This is a genomic window from Pseudomonas sp. FP2196 (assembly GCF_030687715.1).
Taxonomy (GTDB): domain Bacteria; phylum Pseudomonadota; class Gammaproteobacteria; order Pseudomonadales; family Pseudomonadaceae; genus Aquipseudomonas.
Map to the genome: position 1 here is coordinate 3553372 of NZ_CP117445.1, position 14305 is coordinate 3567676.

Annotated in this window: 13 protein-coding genes; 8 read left to right on the forward strand and 5 right to left on the reverse strand. The window is 61.5% G+C overall.

Features of this window, described 5'->3' with window-relative positions:
- The first annotated feature begins 5 nt into the window (after positions 1-5).
- From PSH79_RS15740 to PSH79_RS15775, 8 genes are all read left to right on the forward strand, one after another.
- A complete protein-coding gene (locus PSH79_RS15740; RefSeq protein ID WP_305438286.1) occupies positions 6-950 on the forward strand; it encodes a DUF58 domain-containing protein in 945 nt (314 codons plus the stop codon).
- Complete coding sequence (locus PSH79_RS15745; protein WP_305438288.1) at positions 947-1444, forward strand: DUF4381 domain-containing protein; 498 nt, start codon at positions 947-949, stop codon at positions 1442-1444. Before PSH79_RS15740 ends, PSH79_RS15745 begins: the two co-directional genes overlap by 4 nt.
- Entirely contained in the window at positions 1437-2516 is a 1080-nt protein-coding gene (locus PSH79_RS15750; RefSeq protein ID WP_305438290.1) for a VWA domain-containing protein, read from the forward strand. The genes PSH79_RS15745 and PSH79_RS15750 overlap by 8 nt, the downstream gene beginning before the upstream one ends.
- A complete protein-coding gene (locus tag PSH79_RS15755; RefSeq protein ID WP_305438292.1) occupies positions 2513-4249 on the forward strand; it encodes a VWA domain-containing protein in 1737 nt (578 codons plus the stop codon). The genes PSH79_RS15750 and PSH79_RS15755 overlap by 4 nt, the downstream gene beginning before the upstream one ends.
- Positions 4246-5883: a BatD family protein gene (locus tag PSH79_RS15760; protein ID WP_305438293.1), complete on the forward strand. Its 1638-nt coding sequence runs from the start codon at positions 4246-4248 to the stop codon at positions 5881-5883. Before PSH79_RS15755 ends, PSH79_RS15760 begins: the two co-directional genes overlap by 4 nt.
- A 200-nt stretch (positions 5884-6083) precedes the next feature.
- Positions 6084-7328, forward strand: a complete 1245-nt coding sequence (locus PSH79_RS15765; protein ID WP_305438294.1) for an exonuclease SbcCD subunit D C-terminal domain-containing protein — start codon at positions 6084-6086, stop codon at positions 7326-7328.
- Positions 7325-10966 (forward strand): AAA family ATPase, encoded by a 3642-nt coding sequence (locus PSH79_RS15770; protein ID WP_305438296.1) that lies wholly within the window; start codon positions 7325-7327, stop codon positions 10964-10966. The genes PSH79_RS15765 and PSH79_RS15770 overlap by 4 nt, the downstream gene beginning before the upstream one ends.
- Entirely contained in the window at positions 10963-11547 is a 585-nt protein-coding gene (locus PSH79_RS15775) for a glutathione S-transferase (protein ID WP_305438298.1), read from the forward strand. Before PSH79_RS15770 ends, PSH79_RS15775 begins: the two co-directional genes overlap by 4 nt.
- Before the next feature lie 92 nt (positions 11548-11639).
- Here PSH79_RS15775 and PSH79_RS15780 read toward each other — a convergent pair whose 3' ends face one another.
- The 5 genes from PSH79_RS15780 to PSH79_RS15800 form a co-directional block, all read right to left on the reverse strand.
- On the reverse strand, positions 11640-11897 hold the full coding sequence (locus PSH79_RS15780) for a hypothetical protein (RefSeq protein ID WP_305438299.1): 258 nt from the start codon (positions 11895-11897) through the stop codon (positions 11640-11642).
- Positions 11894-12106 (reverse strand): hypothetical protein, encoded by a 213-nt coding sequence (locus PSH79_RS15785; protein WP_305438301.1) that lies wholly within the window; start codon positions 12104-12106, stop codon positions 11894-11896. The genes PSH79_RS15780 and PSH79_RS15785 overlap by 4 nt, the downstream gene beginning before the upstream one ends.
- A gap of 253 nt (positions 12107-12359) precedes the next feature.
- Positions 12360-12539, reverse strand: a complete 180-nt coding sequence (locus PSH79_RS15790; protein WP_007917967.1) for a hypothetical protein — start codon at positions 12537-12539, stop codon at positions 12360-12362.
- Between the two features lie 156 nt (positions 12540-12695).
- Positions 12696-13871 carry a lactonase family protein gene (locus PSH79_RS15795; protein WP_305438306.1) on the reverse strand — a complete coding sequence of 392 codons (1176 nt, stop codon included), beginning with the start codon at positions 13869-13871 and terminating at the stop codon, positions 12696-12698.
- Positions 13858-14169 carry a DUF5629 family protein gene (locus tag PSH79_RS15800; protein WP_305438307.1) on the reverse strand — a complete coding sequence of 104 codons (312 nt, stop codon included), beginning with the start codon at positions 14167-14169 and terminating at the stop codon, positions 13858-13860. Before PSH79_RS15800 ends, PSH79_RS15795 begins: the two co-directional genes overlap by 14 nt.
- Positions 14170-14305: the final 136 nt, after the last annotated feature.

The following is a 14305-nucleotide window of genomic DNA, read 5'->3' on the forward strand; positions in this document are numbered from 1 at the left end:
CCCCCATGAACGCCCCCCTGCCGTCCGAACCGGGCATCCGCATCAGCCTCGCCGAGCTGATCGAGATGCGCCACCGCGTGCGCGAAGTGCAGCTGTTTTCCACGCCGAGCCAGCGCAGCCCGCTGATCGGCCTGCATCACTCGAAATTCCGCGGCCGTGGCGTCGACTTCGATCAGGTGCGGGTCTATCAGGCCGGCGACGACGTGCGCACCATCGACTGGCGCGTGACGGCGCGCACCCAGGAGCCGCACACCAAGCTGTTCCATGAAGAACGCGAACGGCCGATCTTCATCATGGTTGAACAAAGCACGCGACTGTTTTTCGGCTCCGGGCTGATGTTCAAGTCGGTGCTGGCGGCGCAAGTGGCGGCGCTGATTGGCTGGGCCGCGCTCGGCCATAACGACCGGGTGGGCGGACTGGTGTTCGGCGATAACGAGCATTACGAAATAAAACCACGGCGCAGCAAGCAGAGCCTGTTGCAACTGCTTAACCGGCTGGTGAAGGCCAATCAGTCGCTGCACAGCGAGCGTGTGCCGGATCGCGATTCCTTTGGCGTCGCCCTGCGCCGGGCCCGTGAGGTGCTGCGCCCGGGCAGTCTGGTGATCGTGATTTGCGATGAGCGCGCGTTGTCCGACAGTGCCGAACAGCAACTGAGCCTGTTGTCGCGCCATTGCGATCTGTTAATGCTGCCGCTGTCCGATCCGCTCGATCACGCCCTGCCCGCCGCCGGGCTTTTAAGATTCGCCGAACGCGGCGCGCAACTCGAAATCGACACGCTCAACTTCGACCTGCGCCAGACCTATCGCGCTCAGGCCGAAGCACGCATCGCCCGCTGGGAATTGCTCGCGCAAAAGCTGCGGGTGCTGCTGATGCCATTGAGCACGCAAAGTGAAATGGTCGAGCAAATGCGCGAGTTCCTCAATCCGCAACGTCCGGGTAAAGGTCGATGAACGGCCTCGAACAACTGCAACCATTGATGTCCCCGCCGCCGATAGCCTTCTGGCCACCGGCACCGGGCTGGTGGTTGCTGCTTCTGTTGCTACCGCTGCTCGGTTTCGCCGTATGGCGTCTGCGCCGTTTCATCCCGATCAAGAAACGCCCGACCGTTCGTGCCGAACAACCCCTCGATCCGGTGCGCATCGCCGCCCTCGCCGAACTGGCGCAGATGCCCAAACCTTACGACGGCGCCCCGGCCGGGGCCTGGCTGCAACAACTCAACGGCCTGCTTAAACGCCTGTGCCGCAACCACTACCCCTACAGCCAGAGCCACACGCTCAATGGCCGCAAGTGGCTGGCGTTTCTCGACAATCGCTGCCCGGCGGCGGGCCTGACGCGCTGGATGGTGTTGGTCGAAGGCGCCTACAAACCGGAATGCAAACTCGACGACAAAGCCATCGCCGGCCTGACCCAGGCTGTCGACACGTGGATTCGCAAGCATGTTTGAGTTCGCCTGGCCGTGGATCTTTGTCCTGTTCCCGCTCCCCTGGGTGATGCGCCTCGTGCTGCCCGTGGCCGACAGCGGCGAGCCGGCGCTTAAAGTCAGTTTCCTGTCTGATCTGGAAGGTCTCGCCCGCCGCCGCGCACGCGCCAACCTGCCGGCGTGGCGCCAGCAAGCACCGTTCATGCTGCTATGGCTGTTGCTGTTGACCGCCGCAGCACGTCCGCAATGGCTCGGCGAACCTTTACCGATTGCGGCCAGCGGCCGAGATCTGTTGGTGGCGGTGGACGTGTCCGGCTCGATGGATTTCCCCGACATGCAATGGCAGGACGAAGACGTGAGTCGCTTGTCGCTGGTCCAGCACCTGCTCGGCGACTTTCTCGAAAGCCGTGATGGCGACCGCGTGGGCTTGATCCTGTTTGGCAGTCAGGCCTACCTGCAAGCGCCGCTGACCTTCGACCGCCACACCGTGCGCGTCTGGCTCGATGAAGCGCGGATCGGCATTGCCGGCAAAAACACCGCCATCGGCGATGCCATCGGTCTGGCACTGAAACGCCTGCGCATGCGCCCGGCACAGAGCCGCGTGCTGATCCTGGTCACCGACGGCGCCAACAATGGCGGTGAAATCGATCCGCTGACCGCTGCCAGACTGGCCGCCAGCGAAGGCGTGAAGATCTACCCGATCGGCATCGGCGCCAACCCTGAAGACAGCGGCTCCACCGCTTTGCTCGGGGTCAATCCGAGCCTGGATCTCGACGAGCCGGCGCTCAAAGCCATCGCCGAAGTCACCGGCGGTCAGTATTTCCGCGCCCACGACGGCAAAGAACTGCAAGCAATCAAAGATACCTTGGACCAACTCGAACCCGTGACCCAACAACCGACCCAGGCCCGCCCGGCACAGGCTTTGTATCACTGGCCTTTGGCGCTGGCGCTGTGGTTGAGTCTGTTGCTGGTCGCCCGTGAATTGTGGCCGGACAACCCGTTGCAACGCCTGTTCACCAAGGAGCTGTATCTGCAAAGTCCTTTGCCTGACTGGCGTGAACGCCTCAAGCGCCTGCGTCTGCGGAGGCGTCGATGATCGCCCTCTGGCCGCACTGGTTCCGTCCGTGGTGGTTGTTGCTACTGCCAGTGCTTGCCTGGCTGATCTGGCAGCTCTGGCACCGCCAGAAACGCGCCGGACGCTGGCAGATGATTCTGCCGCCAGCGTTTCACGCCACCTTGCTCAGCGGCGGCAACGGGCGTGAGAGCAAACTGCCTTGGATCGCCCTCGGCGTGGCATGGTTACTGACCATTCTGGCGCTGCTCGGGCCGAGTTGGGAGCGCGTTGAACAGACCAGCCAGAAACCCGCCGATCCATTGGTGGTGGTGCTGGAACTGACCCCGGAAATGCTCGCCACCGATTCACCGCCGACGCGACTGGAACAGGCGCGGCGCAAGCTGTTCGACCTGTTGCAGGCGCGCAGCGATGCGCAAACGGCAATCGTCGTTTACGCCGGCAGCGCGCACACGCTGGTGCCGTTGTCGGATGACCTGGCGACCAGTCGCAACCTGCTCGATGCGCTCAAGCCTTCATTGATGCCGCAAAGCGGGCATCGCGCGGATCTTGCCGTGGACAAAGCGCTGGCCTTATTGAAACAAGGCGCGCTGGGTCAGGGCCGGATCCTGTTGATCGGCTCGTCGCTGAGCGAAGAAGAGCGCCAAGGCATTCACCGCGCACTTAGCGGGCAATCGGCGCAATTTTTGATGCTCGGCATCGGCACCGCCGAAGGTGCACCGATTGCTCAGGAGGACGGCAGTTTCCTCAAGGACGAACAAGGCGCAATTCGCGTGCCGCAACTCGACAGCCCGGGCCTTTCGGCGTTCCTCAACAGCGTCGGAGGTGAATACCAGCCGGCCCGCCTGGACGAAGGGGATCTGGGTGCCCTCGGCCTGCTCAATGGCCCGCGCAGTCTGCGCGACGATGGCCAGACCGTGCGCCTGGATACCTGGGCCGATCAGGGTTACTGGCTGCTGTTGCCACTCTTGTTGCTGGCTGCATGTGCGGGGCGACGCGGCTGGTTGTTCTGCCTGCCGTTGCTGTTCTGCTTGCCGCAGCCGAGCTACGCTTTTGACTTCGAAGACCTGTGGTTGCGCCCCGATCAACAAGGCCTGCACTTGCTCAAACAAAAGCGCCCGGCCGAAGCGGCGCAACATTTTGACGATCACCAGTGGCAAGGGGTGGCGTTGTACGAGGCCGGCGACTACAGTGGCGCCGCCCAGCGTTTCGCCGAAGGCAACGATGCTCGCGCCCACTACAATCGTGGCAATGCCCTGGCAAAAAGCGGTGAGCTGGACGCCGCCATCGACGCCTATGAACAGGCACTGGAACTGCAACCGGACTTGCGTCCGGCGCAGACCAACAAGGCGCTGGTGGAAAAACTGCTGAAGCAGAAGAACACGCCGCCGCCCAGCGAGCCGGAGACCCAACCGTCGGAGCAAAACCTGCCCGGCGATGAACCGCCGCCAGCGACCGCACCACCACCAGCGGTAAAAAGTGACACACAGAGCGAGGCTCAGCCCGCCGAGTCGGCCAGCGAACCACCGCCAACTGCCCCGCCGCAGCCAGGCCCCAATGAAGTGCCGGGCAGCGAGCCGGACGAAGAGCAGAACGAGGTGCCGGTGCTGCACCCCGGCGAGGACAACCTCGAAGGCGAACAACGCCAGGCACTGGAGCAGTGGCTGGGCAAGATTCCGGATGACCCGGGCGAACTGCTGCGACGCAAATTCTGGTACGAACAGCAACAACATCAGGATCAGGAAAACACTCGATGACCCGCTTCACCGCTCTCTTGCTGCCCCTGCTGCTCTGCACGGCCACCGCCCAGGCGGCCGAGCTGACCGCCAGTGTGGATCGCAGTCGCCTGAACTCCGGCGAGACGGTCGAGCTCACCCTCGAAACCAGCGACGTCACCCAGTTCGGCAAACCCGACCTGGCGCCGCTGGAGCCATTGTTCGAAGTGCGGGGCACGCGACAGGTCAACCAGTTGAACACCCTCAACGGCGACAACCGCGCGACCACGCGCTGGATCATCACCCTGTTGCCGAAAGAGAACGGCAGCGTGGTGATTCCGCCGCTTCAAGTCGGTGATGTGCAGAGCCAGCCAATCACCGTGCAAGTGGTCGAAAGCGATACCCGCGAAGACAAAAACAGCCTTGAGCCGGTGTTCATCGAGGCCAGTCTCGATCAGTCCAGCGTCTACGTGCAGGCGCAGGCGATCCTGACCCTGCGCATCTACCATTCGGTGTCGCTGTACGACGACAGCAGCCTGACGCCGCTACAACTCGCCGATGCCCGGGTCGAGCAACTCGGCGACACCCGCACCTACGAGAAAGACATCAACGGCGTGCGCCACGGCGTGATCGAGATGCGCTACGCGATCTATCCGCAGCACAGCGGTTTGCTGACCATCGCCCCACAGACGTTCAGCGCGACGCTGGTCGACACACAGCCCTCTCAGGACGCGACCGCGCAAGGGCCGAAACCGGGCAAGCTGCTGCGGGTCAGTTCCACGCAAATACCGCTGACGGTCAAACCCAAGCCACTGACCTACCCCGCCGATGCGCCATGGCTGCCAGCGCGCAGCCTGAGCCTGAGCGAAAGCTGGAACCCGGAACCGGAGCACACACAGGTCGGCGACTCCCTGACACGCAGCCTGACGCTGAAAGTCGAAGGCCTGGCCAGTTCACAACTGCCGGCGCTGCCCGCCACCGAAGTCAACGGCCTGCGCCGCTACCCGGATCAACCGGTGCTGAACAACCAGAGCAGCGACCGTGGCCTGATCGGCAGCCGCGAAGAACGCGAAGCGCTGGTGGCCAGTCGCAGCGGCTCGATTGAATTACCGACAGTCGATGTGGTGTGGTGGAACACCTTCGAAGATCACCTGGAACACACCAGCCTGCCGGCGCGCACCCTGCAAGTGGCCAACAACCCGAGCCTGCAAGTCGACACCCCGACCGGCAGCCTGCAACCGGGCACGGTCGATAACGATGTGTTGTGGTGGTGGAAACTCAGCACCCTGATCCTCGCCTGCACCACCCTCCTCGGCTTCGGCCTCTGGTGGCGTGCACGCTGGCAACCGGCGATCCATCGCGCCGCCCAAACCGGCCCGAGCCCACGTACGTTAATGGACGACATCAAGCGTGCGAGCCAGGCGAATGACCCGCAAGCAACGCGGCAGGCGCTGGATGCGTGGGCGCGTCAGCAGCCGGAAACGTTGGCGGACATGGCGGCGCGGTTTGTGCCGTTGTCAGATGCATTGGATGGGCTCAATGGTGCGCTGTACAGCGAGACGGGGCAGCACTGGCAGGGTGAGGATTTGTGGCGGGCGATCCGCACGATTCCGGCGGCGGAACGGGTGCAGGATCCGGTGGGTGATAGCGGGTTGCCGCCGCTTTATCCGAAGTGAAAAGCAAAAGATCGCAGTCTGCGAATGCATTCGCCATCTATTGATCCCTTGTGGCAAGGGGATCCTCTTACCACTTACATCTCCCTTCCAAACGGACTGACTTCGACCACAGTCTGTGTTTTGCCAGTAAACTCTCCCCTCTTTCGCCGCCTCATCATTTCCACGCGGCCACCACCTCTTTATCTGTAGCGGAGTCCACCTTGCGTCTGTTTCACACCTCCGACTGGCACCTTGGGCAAAACCTGCACGGCCAGGAGCGCGATTTCGAGCATGCGTGCTTTCTCGAATGGCTGCTGCGCCAACTGCAACTGGCGCAGCCGGATGTGCTGCTGATTGCCGGTGACATCTTTGACACGGTCAATCCGCCGGTCAAAGCTCAGGAACGCCTCTACGACTTCATCGTCAGCGCCCATGAACAGCAACCTTTGCTGACCATCGTGATGATTGCCGGCAACCACGATTCCGGCTCGCGGATCGAACTGCCCGCGCCATTGATGCGACGTTTGCGTACCCATGCGCTGGGTCGGGTGTTGTGGCTGGATGATGGGCAACTCGACGCTGATCGTCTGCTGTTGCCGTTGCCGGACGCATCGGGCGAAATCGCCGCGTGGTGTCTGGCGCTGCCGTTCCTGCGCCCGGCGGAGGTCACTGGGGCGCATCTGGGCGATAACTATTTGCGCGGGATCGGTCAGGTTCATGAATGGCTGATTGAAGCCGCAAATGCCAAGCGCCAGCCGGGTCAGGCGCTGGTCGCCATCAGTCACGCGCACATGGCCGGCGGTTCGGTGTCGGAAGACTCCGAGCGCAGCCTGATCATCGGCAATGCCGAAGCGCTGCCGGCCAGCCTGTTCGGGCCGAGTATCAGCTACGTCGCCCTCGGTCATTTGCACAAGCCGCAGAAGGTCAACGGTGAGGAACGCATCCGCTACAGCGGCTCGCCGATTCCGCTATCGTTTTCGGAAATCAGCTATCAGCACCAGATTCTCGACGTCACTCTCGATGGCGAAACCCTGGTCAGCGTCGAGCCGAAACTGATCCCGCGATCGGTCAACCTGCAACGTATCGGCCCGGCGCCGCTGGCGGAGATCCTGCTGCAACTCGCGGACTTGCCAAACATCGACCTGCTCGCTGAAACCCAGCGCCAGCCGTGGCTGGAAGTACGCGTGCGTCTCGATGAGCCGCAACCGGATCTGCGCCATCAAGTGGAAACCGCCCTGCAAGGCAAAGCCGTGCGGCTGGTGCGCATCGCTGCCGAGTACGCTGGCAACCGTGGTGCTGACGGCGCGGAAGAAGGCACGGCGTTGATCGAACTTGATCAACTCACACCGCAGGAACTGTTCAGCCGCGCCTGGCTCGACAACTACGGCAATGAAGTCGATGAACAGACGCTCAAGGACTTCGCCGAGCTGCTGCAAGACGTGCAAATGGAGGGCGAGCAGCCATGAAGATTCTCGCCATTCGCTTGAAAAACCTGGCCTCGCTGGCCGGCCCGTTCGAGATCGACTTCACCGCTGAACCGCTGGCCAGCGCCGGTCTGTTCGCCATTACCGGCCCCACCGGCGCCGGCAAAAGCACCCTGCTCGACGCCTTGTGCCTGGCGCTGTTTGGCGCCGTACCGCGCCTGAATAACACGGGGCGTGACGCCAAGGTGCCGGACGCCGACGGCGAAATCGCCACCGGCGACCCGCGCACCTTGCTGCGTCGCGGCACCGGCGAAGGTTATGCCGAGGTGGATTTTGTCGGTGTCGATGGCCGTCGCTACCGCGCGCGTTGGGAAGCCAACCGTGCGCGGGAAAAGGCTGGCGGCAAGTTGCAGGCCAGCCGGCAGAGCCTGCGCGATATCGATCAGGATCAACTGCTCGCCAGTCAGAAAGGCGAATACAAAACGCAACTGGAAGCCGCGCTGGGTTTGAACTTCGAACAATTCACCCGCGCCGTGCTGCTGGCTCAAAGCGAGTTCAGTGCGTTCCTCAAGGCTGACGACAACGACCGCAGCGAGTTGCTGGAAAAACTCACCGACACCGCGCTGTATACCCGCCTCGGCCGTCGCGCGTTCGACAAGACCAAAGAAGCCCGCGAAGCGCACAAGCTGTTGCAGGATCAGGCCACCGGTGTCACGCCGCTGGCTCCCGAAGCACGCGCCGAGCTGGATGAGCGCTACAACGCCGCGCAGCAACAGATGAAGTTGCAACAGGCGCAACTCAAGCAGCTTGAGCAGCAGCACAGCTGGCTAAAGGATTTACGTCAGTTGCAGGACGCGCAGCAAGCCGCTGCCGAGCAATTGCACAGTGCCCAACAGCAATGGGAAAGTCTGGCCGGTGAACGGGTAAAACTGTCGCGGCTGGAACAACTCGGCCCACAGCGGCACCAGTTCGCCCGCAAAACCGAACTCGACGCGCTGTTGACGCCACTGGCGGCGCAGATTGCCGCGCACACGCAGCAACACGTCGAGCTGACTGAGCGCCAGACGCAACTGGAGCAAAACCTCGACGCCGCGAAAGTCGCCCTGAGCGAAGCACAGCAACGGCAAACTGAAAGCGCACCGCTGTTGCGTCAGGCTTTCGAGGAGCAAAGCACCCTCGCCCGTCTGGCCAAGGACGTTGCCCTCAGTGCCGAAGCGAAACAGAACGCGCAGCAGGCTTGTACTCAAGGCCAGAGCGCCATTACGGCGCTGCTGGAAAAGCAGACTCAAGTCGCCGAACGCTTGCAAAAAATTGCCGCCGAACTGGAACAGAGCGCCCATCTCGCACCGTTGAGCGACGCATGGAATGCCTACCGCGATCGCCTGCAACAGCTGATGTTGATCGGCAATCGCTTGAATAAGGGCCAGACCGAGCTGGCCTCGCTCGAAGAGAACGCCACTCACCGCGCCGAAGCCTTCGCCACGCAAAAACAACAACTGGAAGTGCTGTTCAAAGAGGCTGGCGCCGAGCCGGATGCCGTCGCCGAGCAGATCGGCATCCTCGGCAATCTGTTGCAGGACAACCGCAAACAATTGCGCGCCATCGAAGACCTGTCACGCCTGTGGGCCACCCGACAGGATCTGGACAAGCGCGGCGCCGAGTTGCAGCAACGGCAGCTCAGCGCTCAGCAAGAACGCGAGCGCCTGACTCAGGACGGGGTGAACACCAAGGCCGAACTGACCGTCGCCGAGCAAACCTTTAACGTCACCCGCGAGCTGCTTGAGCGTCAGCGTCTGGCGCGCAGTGCCAGTGTCGAAGAGCTGCGCGCGCAGTTGCAGGACGATCAGCCGTGCCCGGTGTGCGGCAGCAATGAGCATCCGTATCATCAGCCCGAAGCGCTGCTGCAAAGCCTCGGCAAACACGATGAAAGCGAGCAGGCCAACGCGCAGCGTGCGGTCGATCAGCTCAAGGAAAAGCTCATCGAACTGCGCGCTGAAGTAGGCGGCGTCATCGCGCAGCAGAAGGAACTGCTGCAACAACAGGAGCAACTGGCCGCCCAGCAACAAGCCCTGGCGCCAAGCCTCGACGCTCACCCGCAAGCGGCGCAGTTGATGAACCAGGACGCCGACAAACGCGACGCCTGGCTGACCCGGCAAAACGAGCAGTTGAACCAGAGCATCAAGCAGGATGAAGAACGCCAAAACGCCCTGCTCACCCTGCAACAGGACGCCGCGCGTCTGACCCAGCAGTTGCGTCAGGCCGAGACCGCTCATCAGCAAGCGGCGCAGCATCTGAGCAATCAGCAGCGCGAGTTGAGCAGCGACCGCCAGCGCCTCGATGAAGAACTCAGCGCGTTCGGTAACCTGCTGCCGGCCGACACAGTTGAGGCTCTACGCCATGAGCCGGCGGCGACGTTCATGCAGCTCGACCGGCAGATCGCCGAGCGTCTGACGCAAGTCGATCAGCAGAAAGAAGAACTGGCCGAACAGCTGCAACGCCAGCAGACGCTGGAGAAAGAACAGGATCGCCAGCAGACCCGCGTACACCAGTCAGAAACCGCAGAACAGCAGTTCAATGCGCTGGCCGAACAGCAGCAAACCTGCCAGCAACAACTCATGCAGTTGCTCGGCGAGCACAGCAGCGCCGAACACTGGCAGCAGCAACTGGAAAAGGCCGTGGAGCAGGCACGCAGCGCCGAAACCACCACGGTTCAGGAACTGCAAAACGTGCGCACGCAACTCGTGCAAACCGCCGCCGAACTCAAGGCGCAACAGGAGCGCTTGCAGGCGCTGGAAAGTGAAGACAAGGATCTGGCCGGCAAGATTGCCGACTGGCGCGCCCGTCATCCGGAGCTGGATGACGGCGGCCTCGAAGATCTGCTGCGCGTCGACGACGGGCAAGTCGCGCAGTTGCGTCAACGCTTGCAGCTCAATGAAAAAGCCATCGAACAGGCCACGGTGCTGTTGCAGGAGCGCGACCAGCGCTTGCTCGATCACCAGGCCCAGCACAACGGCAACCTCGACGCCGAACAACTGGCCGGCGCCCTCACCGACCTGCAAAACCAGTTCAACGTCAGCGAGCAGCAATGCGCCGAGCTGCGCGCCGAACAAGCCGAAGACCAGCGCCGCCAGAATGCCAACCAGGCACTGGCGCAGCAGATCGCCGACGCCTATGCCGAGTACCAGCGCTGGGCACGCCTGAGTGCGTTGATCGGTTCGGCCACCGGCGACACCTTCCGCAAGATCGCCCAGGCCTACAACCTCGACTTGCTGGTACATCACGCCAACGTGCAACTGCGCCAACTGGTCAAACGCTATCGTTTAAAACGCGGCGGCAGCATGCTCGGCCTGTTGGTGATGGACAGGGAAATGGGCGATGAGCTGCGCTCGGTGCATTCGTTGTCCGGCGGCGAGACGTTCCTCGTATCGCTGGCGCTCGCGTTGGGGCTGGCGTCGATGGCGTCGAGCACGCTGAAAATCGAATCGCTGTTTATCGACGAAGGCTTTGGCAGCCTCGATCCGGAATCCCTGCAACTGGCAATGGACGCGCTCGATGGCTTGCAGGCCCAAGGCCGCAAGGTCGCGGTGATTTCCCACGTACAGGAAATGCATGAGCGGATTCCGGTGCAGATTCAGGTGCAGCGTCAGGGCAACGGTTTGAGCACCCTGGAGGTGAAATGAACACGCTGTACTCCTTCCGCCGCTGCCCCTACGCGATGAGGGCGCGGATGGCGCTGCGCTATTCGGGCGTGCCGGTGAACATCGTCGAGGTCAGCCTCAAGGCCAAACCGGCCGAAATGCTGGCGATCTCGCCCAAAGGCACGGTGCCGGTGCTGGATGCGGATGGACGGGTGATCGATGAGAGCCTGGAGATCATGCGTTGGGCGTTGGCGCAGAATGATCCGCAGGATTGGCTGCTGGAGGGAGATGCGAGGATTGCCGACTTGATCGAAGCCAATGATCAAGTGTTCAAGGTTCATCTCAATCGCTACAAGTACGCCGAGCGTTATCCGGAGCAGCCGATGGAGGTTTATCGCACGCACGGTTCGTTGTTTCTGCAGAGGCTGGATGAGTTGCTAACGGATCGCGATTACTTGCTGGCTGATCGCCCATGTCTGGCGGATATCGCACTGCTGCCGTTCGTTCGCCAGTTCGCCCACGTTGATCGCGATTGGTTTGCACAGGCACCTTACGTGCGCTTGCAAGCGTGGCTACAACACTTCCTCGAATCCGACCTCTTCACCGCGATCATGAAGAAGTAACTCCCCGGCCTTCTGCTTGCACATCAACTGTGGCAAGGGGATTTATCCCCTCACCACAATGAAATTCACTCCAGGCAAGTGTCGGGGCCGGATCAAGCCAAAACCTGGCACATGCCCAGGGCCGAGCAATCGACTTCGAACGGTCCGAGAAAACTGGCTGCCGCCTTGACCGGTGGATTGCCGGCCATCAGCCCCAGGGTATTGGCACGCTCAATGTTGTGCGCGATGTTGTGGTTGGCCTCTATGGCCCGGGCCAGGCCGCCCGCCGAGCCCTGCCCCATCCCCAGCAATGAAGTGCCATTGGTCATGAACGCCAGACCGGCAATGACCCAAAGTCTGTAGCCTTTCATGCTCCGCCGACTCCTGCGAGTTCAGCCCGATCGACCATCACGCTTTGCGAACGGTGCTCAAACTGGATGCCGGGGTTGGCGACTTGAATCGGTGCGTCGAAGCTATGTTCCATCTGCGATGAGACGCTGACGATCAGCACCAGAGCCAGGTAAAGACCGATGGCCAGGTAGGCGCCGCGTTTGGCAGAAGAGATGATTGCGCTGGCCATGGTGTTCTCCCGTGGGCATGTTTCAGAGCCCACAGAATCGATCAAAAAACCCTGCCTAACCACTCAGCGTTTCCCATAGTAACCATCAGCTTCGTTGATTATTTAGCGCCTCTATTTCGACTGTAAAAAAAACCTATCGAGTCGCCAGACACACACGTGCAGGAGCTGCCGAAGGCTGCGATCTTTTGACATTGAAGATCAAATGATCGCAGCCTTCGGCAGCTCCTGCAGGGAGTCGCGAGAGGCGGGAATTTCAGTGTTGGGCTTTGTGATCCAGGGCGGCGTAGAAGTTGGCGCTCTGTTGCAGGTATTTCTGGGTGTAGCTCTGGGTGTGGGATTTTTTGCTGTTGATTTCAACGTTGGCGCTGGCTGGCAGAACCACGGTGGCGGAGATGGCGGAAGCGGCAATCACGGAGAAGAGATTGAAGTTCATGGCGGTAACCCTCGTGTTCGGTTGGCTTGCTTGCCCGGTTGGGCTGTGGAGCAAACTTAACGCTCGGGGGTTGATCGCTTGAAATGCTTTGTAGCATTAGCAGTTATCAGCGCGATTAATACAAAGAGACAGGCCCCGCAAACCGGGGCCTGTGGCTTATTGTCGCACTAGAAACTTCAGGTCGCTCGGGGCGTCCATCGGCAGTTTTTGCACGGTTTTGCCGAGCAGACCGGTCTTGCCATCGCGTTCGACGACGACAATCTCGTTGCTTTTCTGGTTGGCGATCAGCAGGAATTTACCGCTTGGATCGAGGCTGAATTCCCGTGGGTGATCACCTTCCACTGAACGTCGCTGCAGCTCTTTGAGCTGGCCGGTCGCCGGATCGATCGCGAACACCAGCACCTGATTGGCAGTGCCACGGTTGCTGACATAGAGGAATTTGCCGTCGGCGGACGCATGCAGAGCAGCCGCAGCTTTGTCTGAAGTCGGCTGGCCGGCCGCAAGATCGATCATTTGCGTCTGGGTCAGCACGCCGTCGTTGTAATCGAACACCGCAACCTGGGCGCTCATTTCCATGGTCAGCCAGGCGTGTTTGCCGTCAGCGCTGAACAGCAGGTGACGCGGGCCGCTGCCTGCCGGCAAGGCCACTGCGGCGGTCATCGCCGGGGTCAGTGGCAGGTCCGGGTTGGCCTTAGGATCGAACAGATAGACGAAGACCTTGTCCGCGCCCAAATCGTTGGAGAACACGTAACGGCCGTCCGGCGAGGAAACCGTCGAATGCACATGGTTCGACGCCTGACGCTCCAGGTTGATCCGGCTCGCCGGGTGGGCGCTCATCTGCACCACCGGTTTCAGTTTGCCGTCGGCACCGACCGGCAACACCGCGAGGGTGCCGCCCGGATCTTCCATCACTGAATAGTTGCTGACGAACAGATGGCTGGCGTCACCACTCAGGCTCGAATGAGTCGGCTCGTTGCCCAGGCTTTGCACCTGATTGATCAGGCTCAGAGCGTGGGTTTTCGGATCGATCGCGTAACTGCTGACGCGACCGACCGGATCGGTCTGGCCCGGGCCGTTTTCGTTGACCACGAACAGACGTTTCTGGTCTTTGGACAGGGTCAGCCACGACGGGTTTTCGCTTTTGACCACTTGCAGCGGCTTGGCGGCAATCTGGCCGGTGGCACTGTCGAAGTTCATTCGATAGATGCCTTGGCTGGTGTCGGCGGTGTAGGAGCCGACCAGCAATTGATAGTTTTCGGCAGATGCCGTGGAAAGGCCCATCGCGCCGACACTCCCGGCCATCAGCAGAGGCCAGAAATTACGCATTTTCATCAGTTTCATCCTCGTCGTCGCTACTGCTGACTACATCGCCAAGGCACACCAGACGGTGTTCGCCGGTGGTCTTGGTATCGCTGGCATAGCCAATGACCAGCCAGCTCTGCAGATCTTCGTCAAACGTCGCCGCTTCAACTTGAGCCGGGGTGAATTCCCAATGCTTGGCCGCTCGGCCATCAATGCATTCGATGTGCAGATTGTCGTCTTCGTCGAGGGAGAATTCGAAGGCGTGCAGGCCATCGATTTCGACCATATCGCAGTGTTCGAGGACGTCGAGAAGGGTTTGGGCAGTCATGGCAAACAGTCTTTCTAGGGGGGAAAGCGCCAATGATAGCTCAATGTGATCCAGAGGCCTTATGGGAACCCTTGTGGGAGCGAGCCTGCTCGCGAATGCGGTGTGTCAGGCCATGAAAGGCTGACTGAAAGAATGC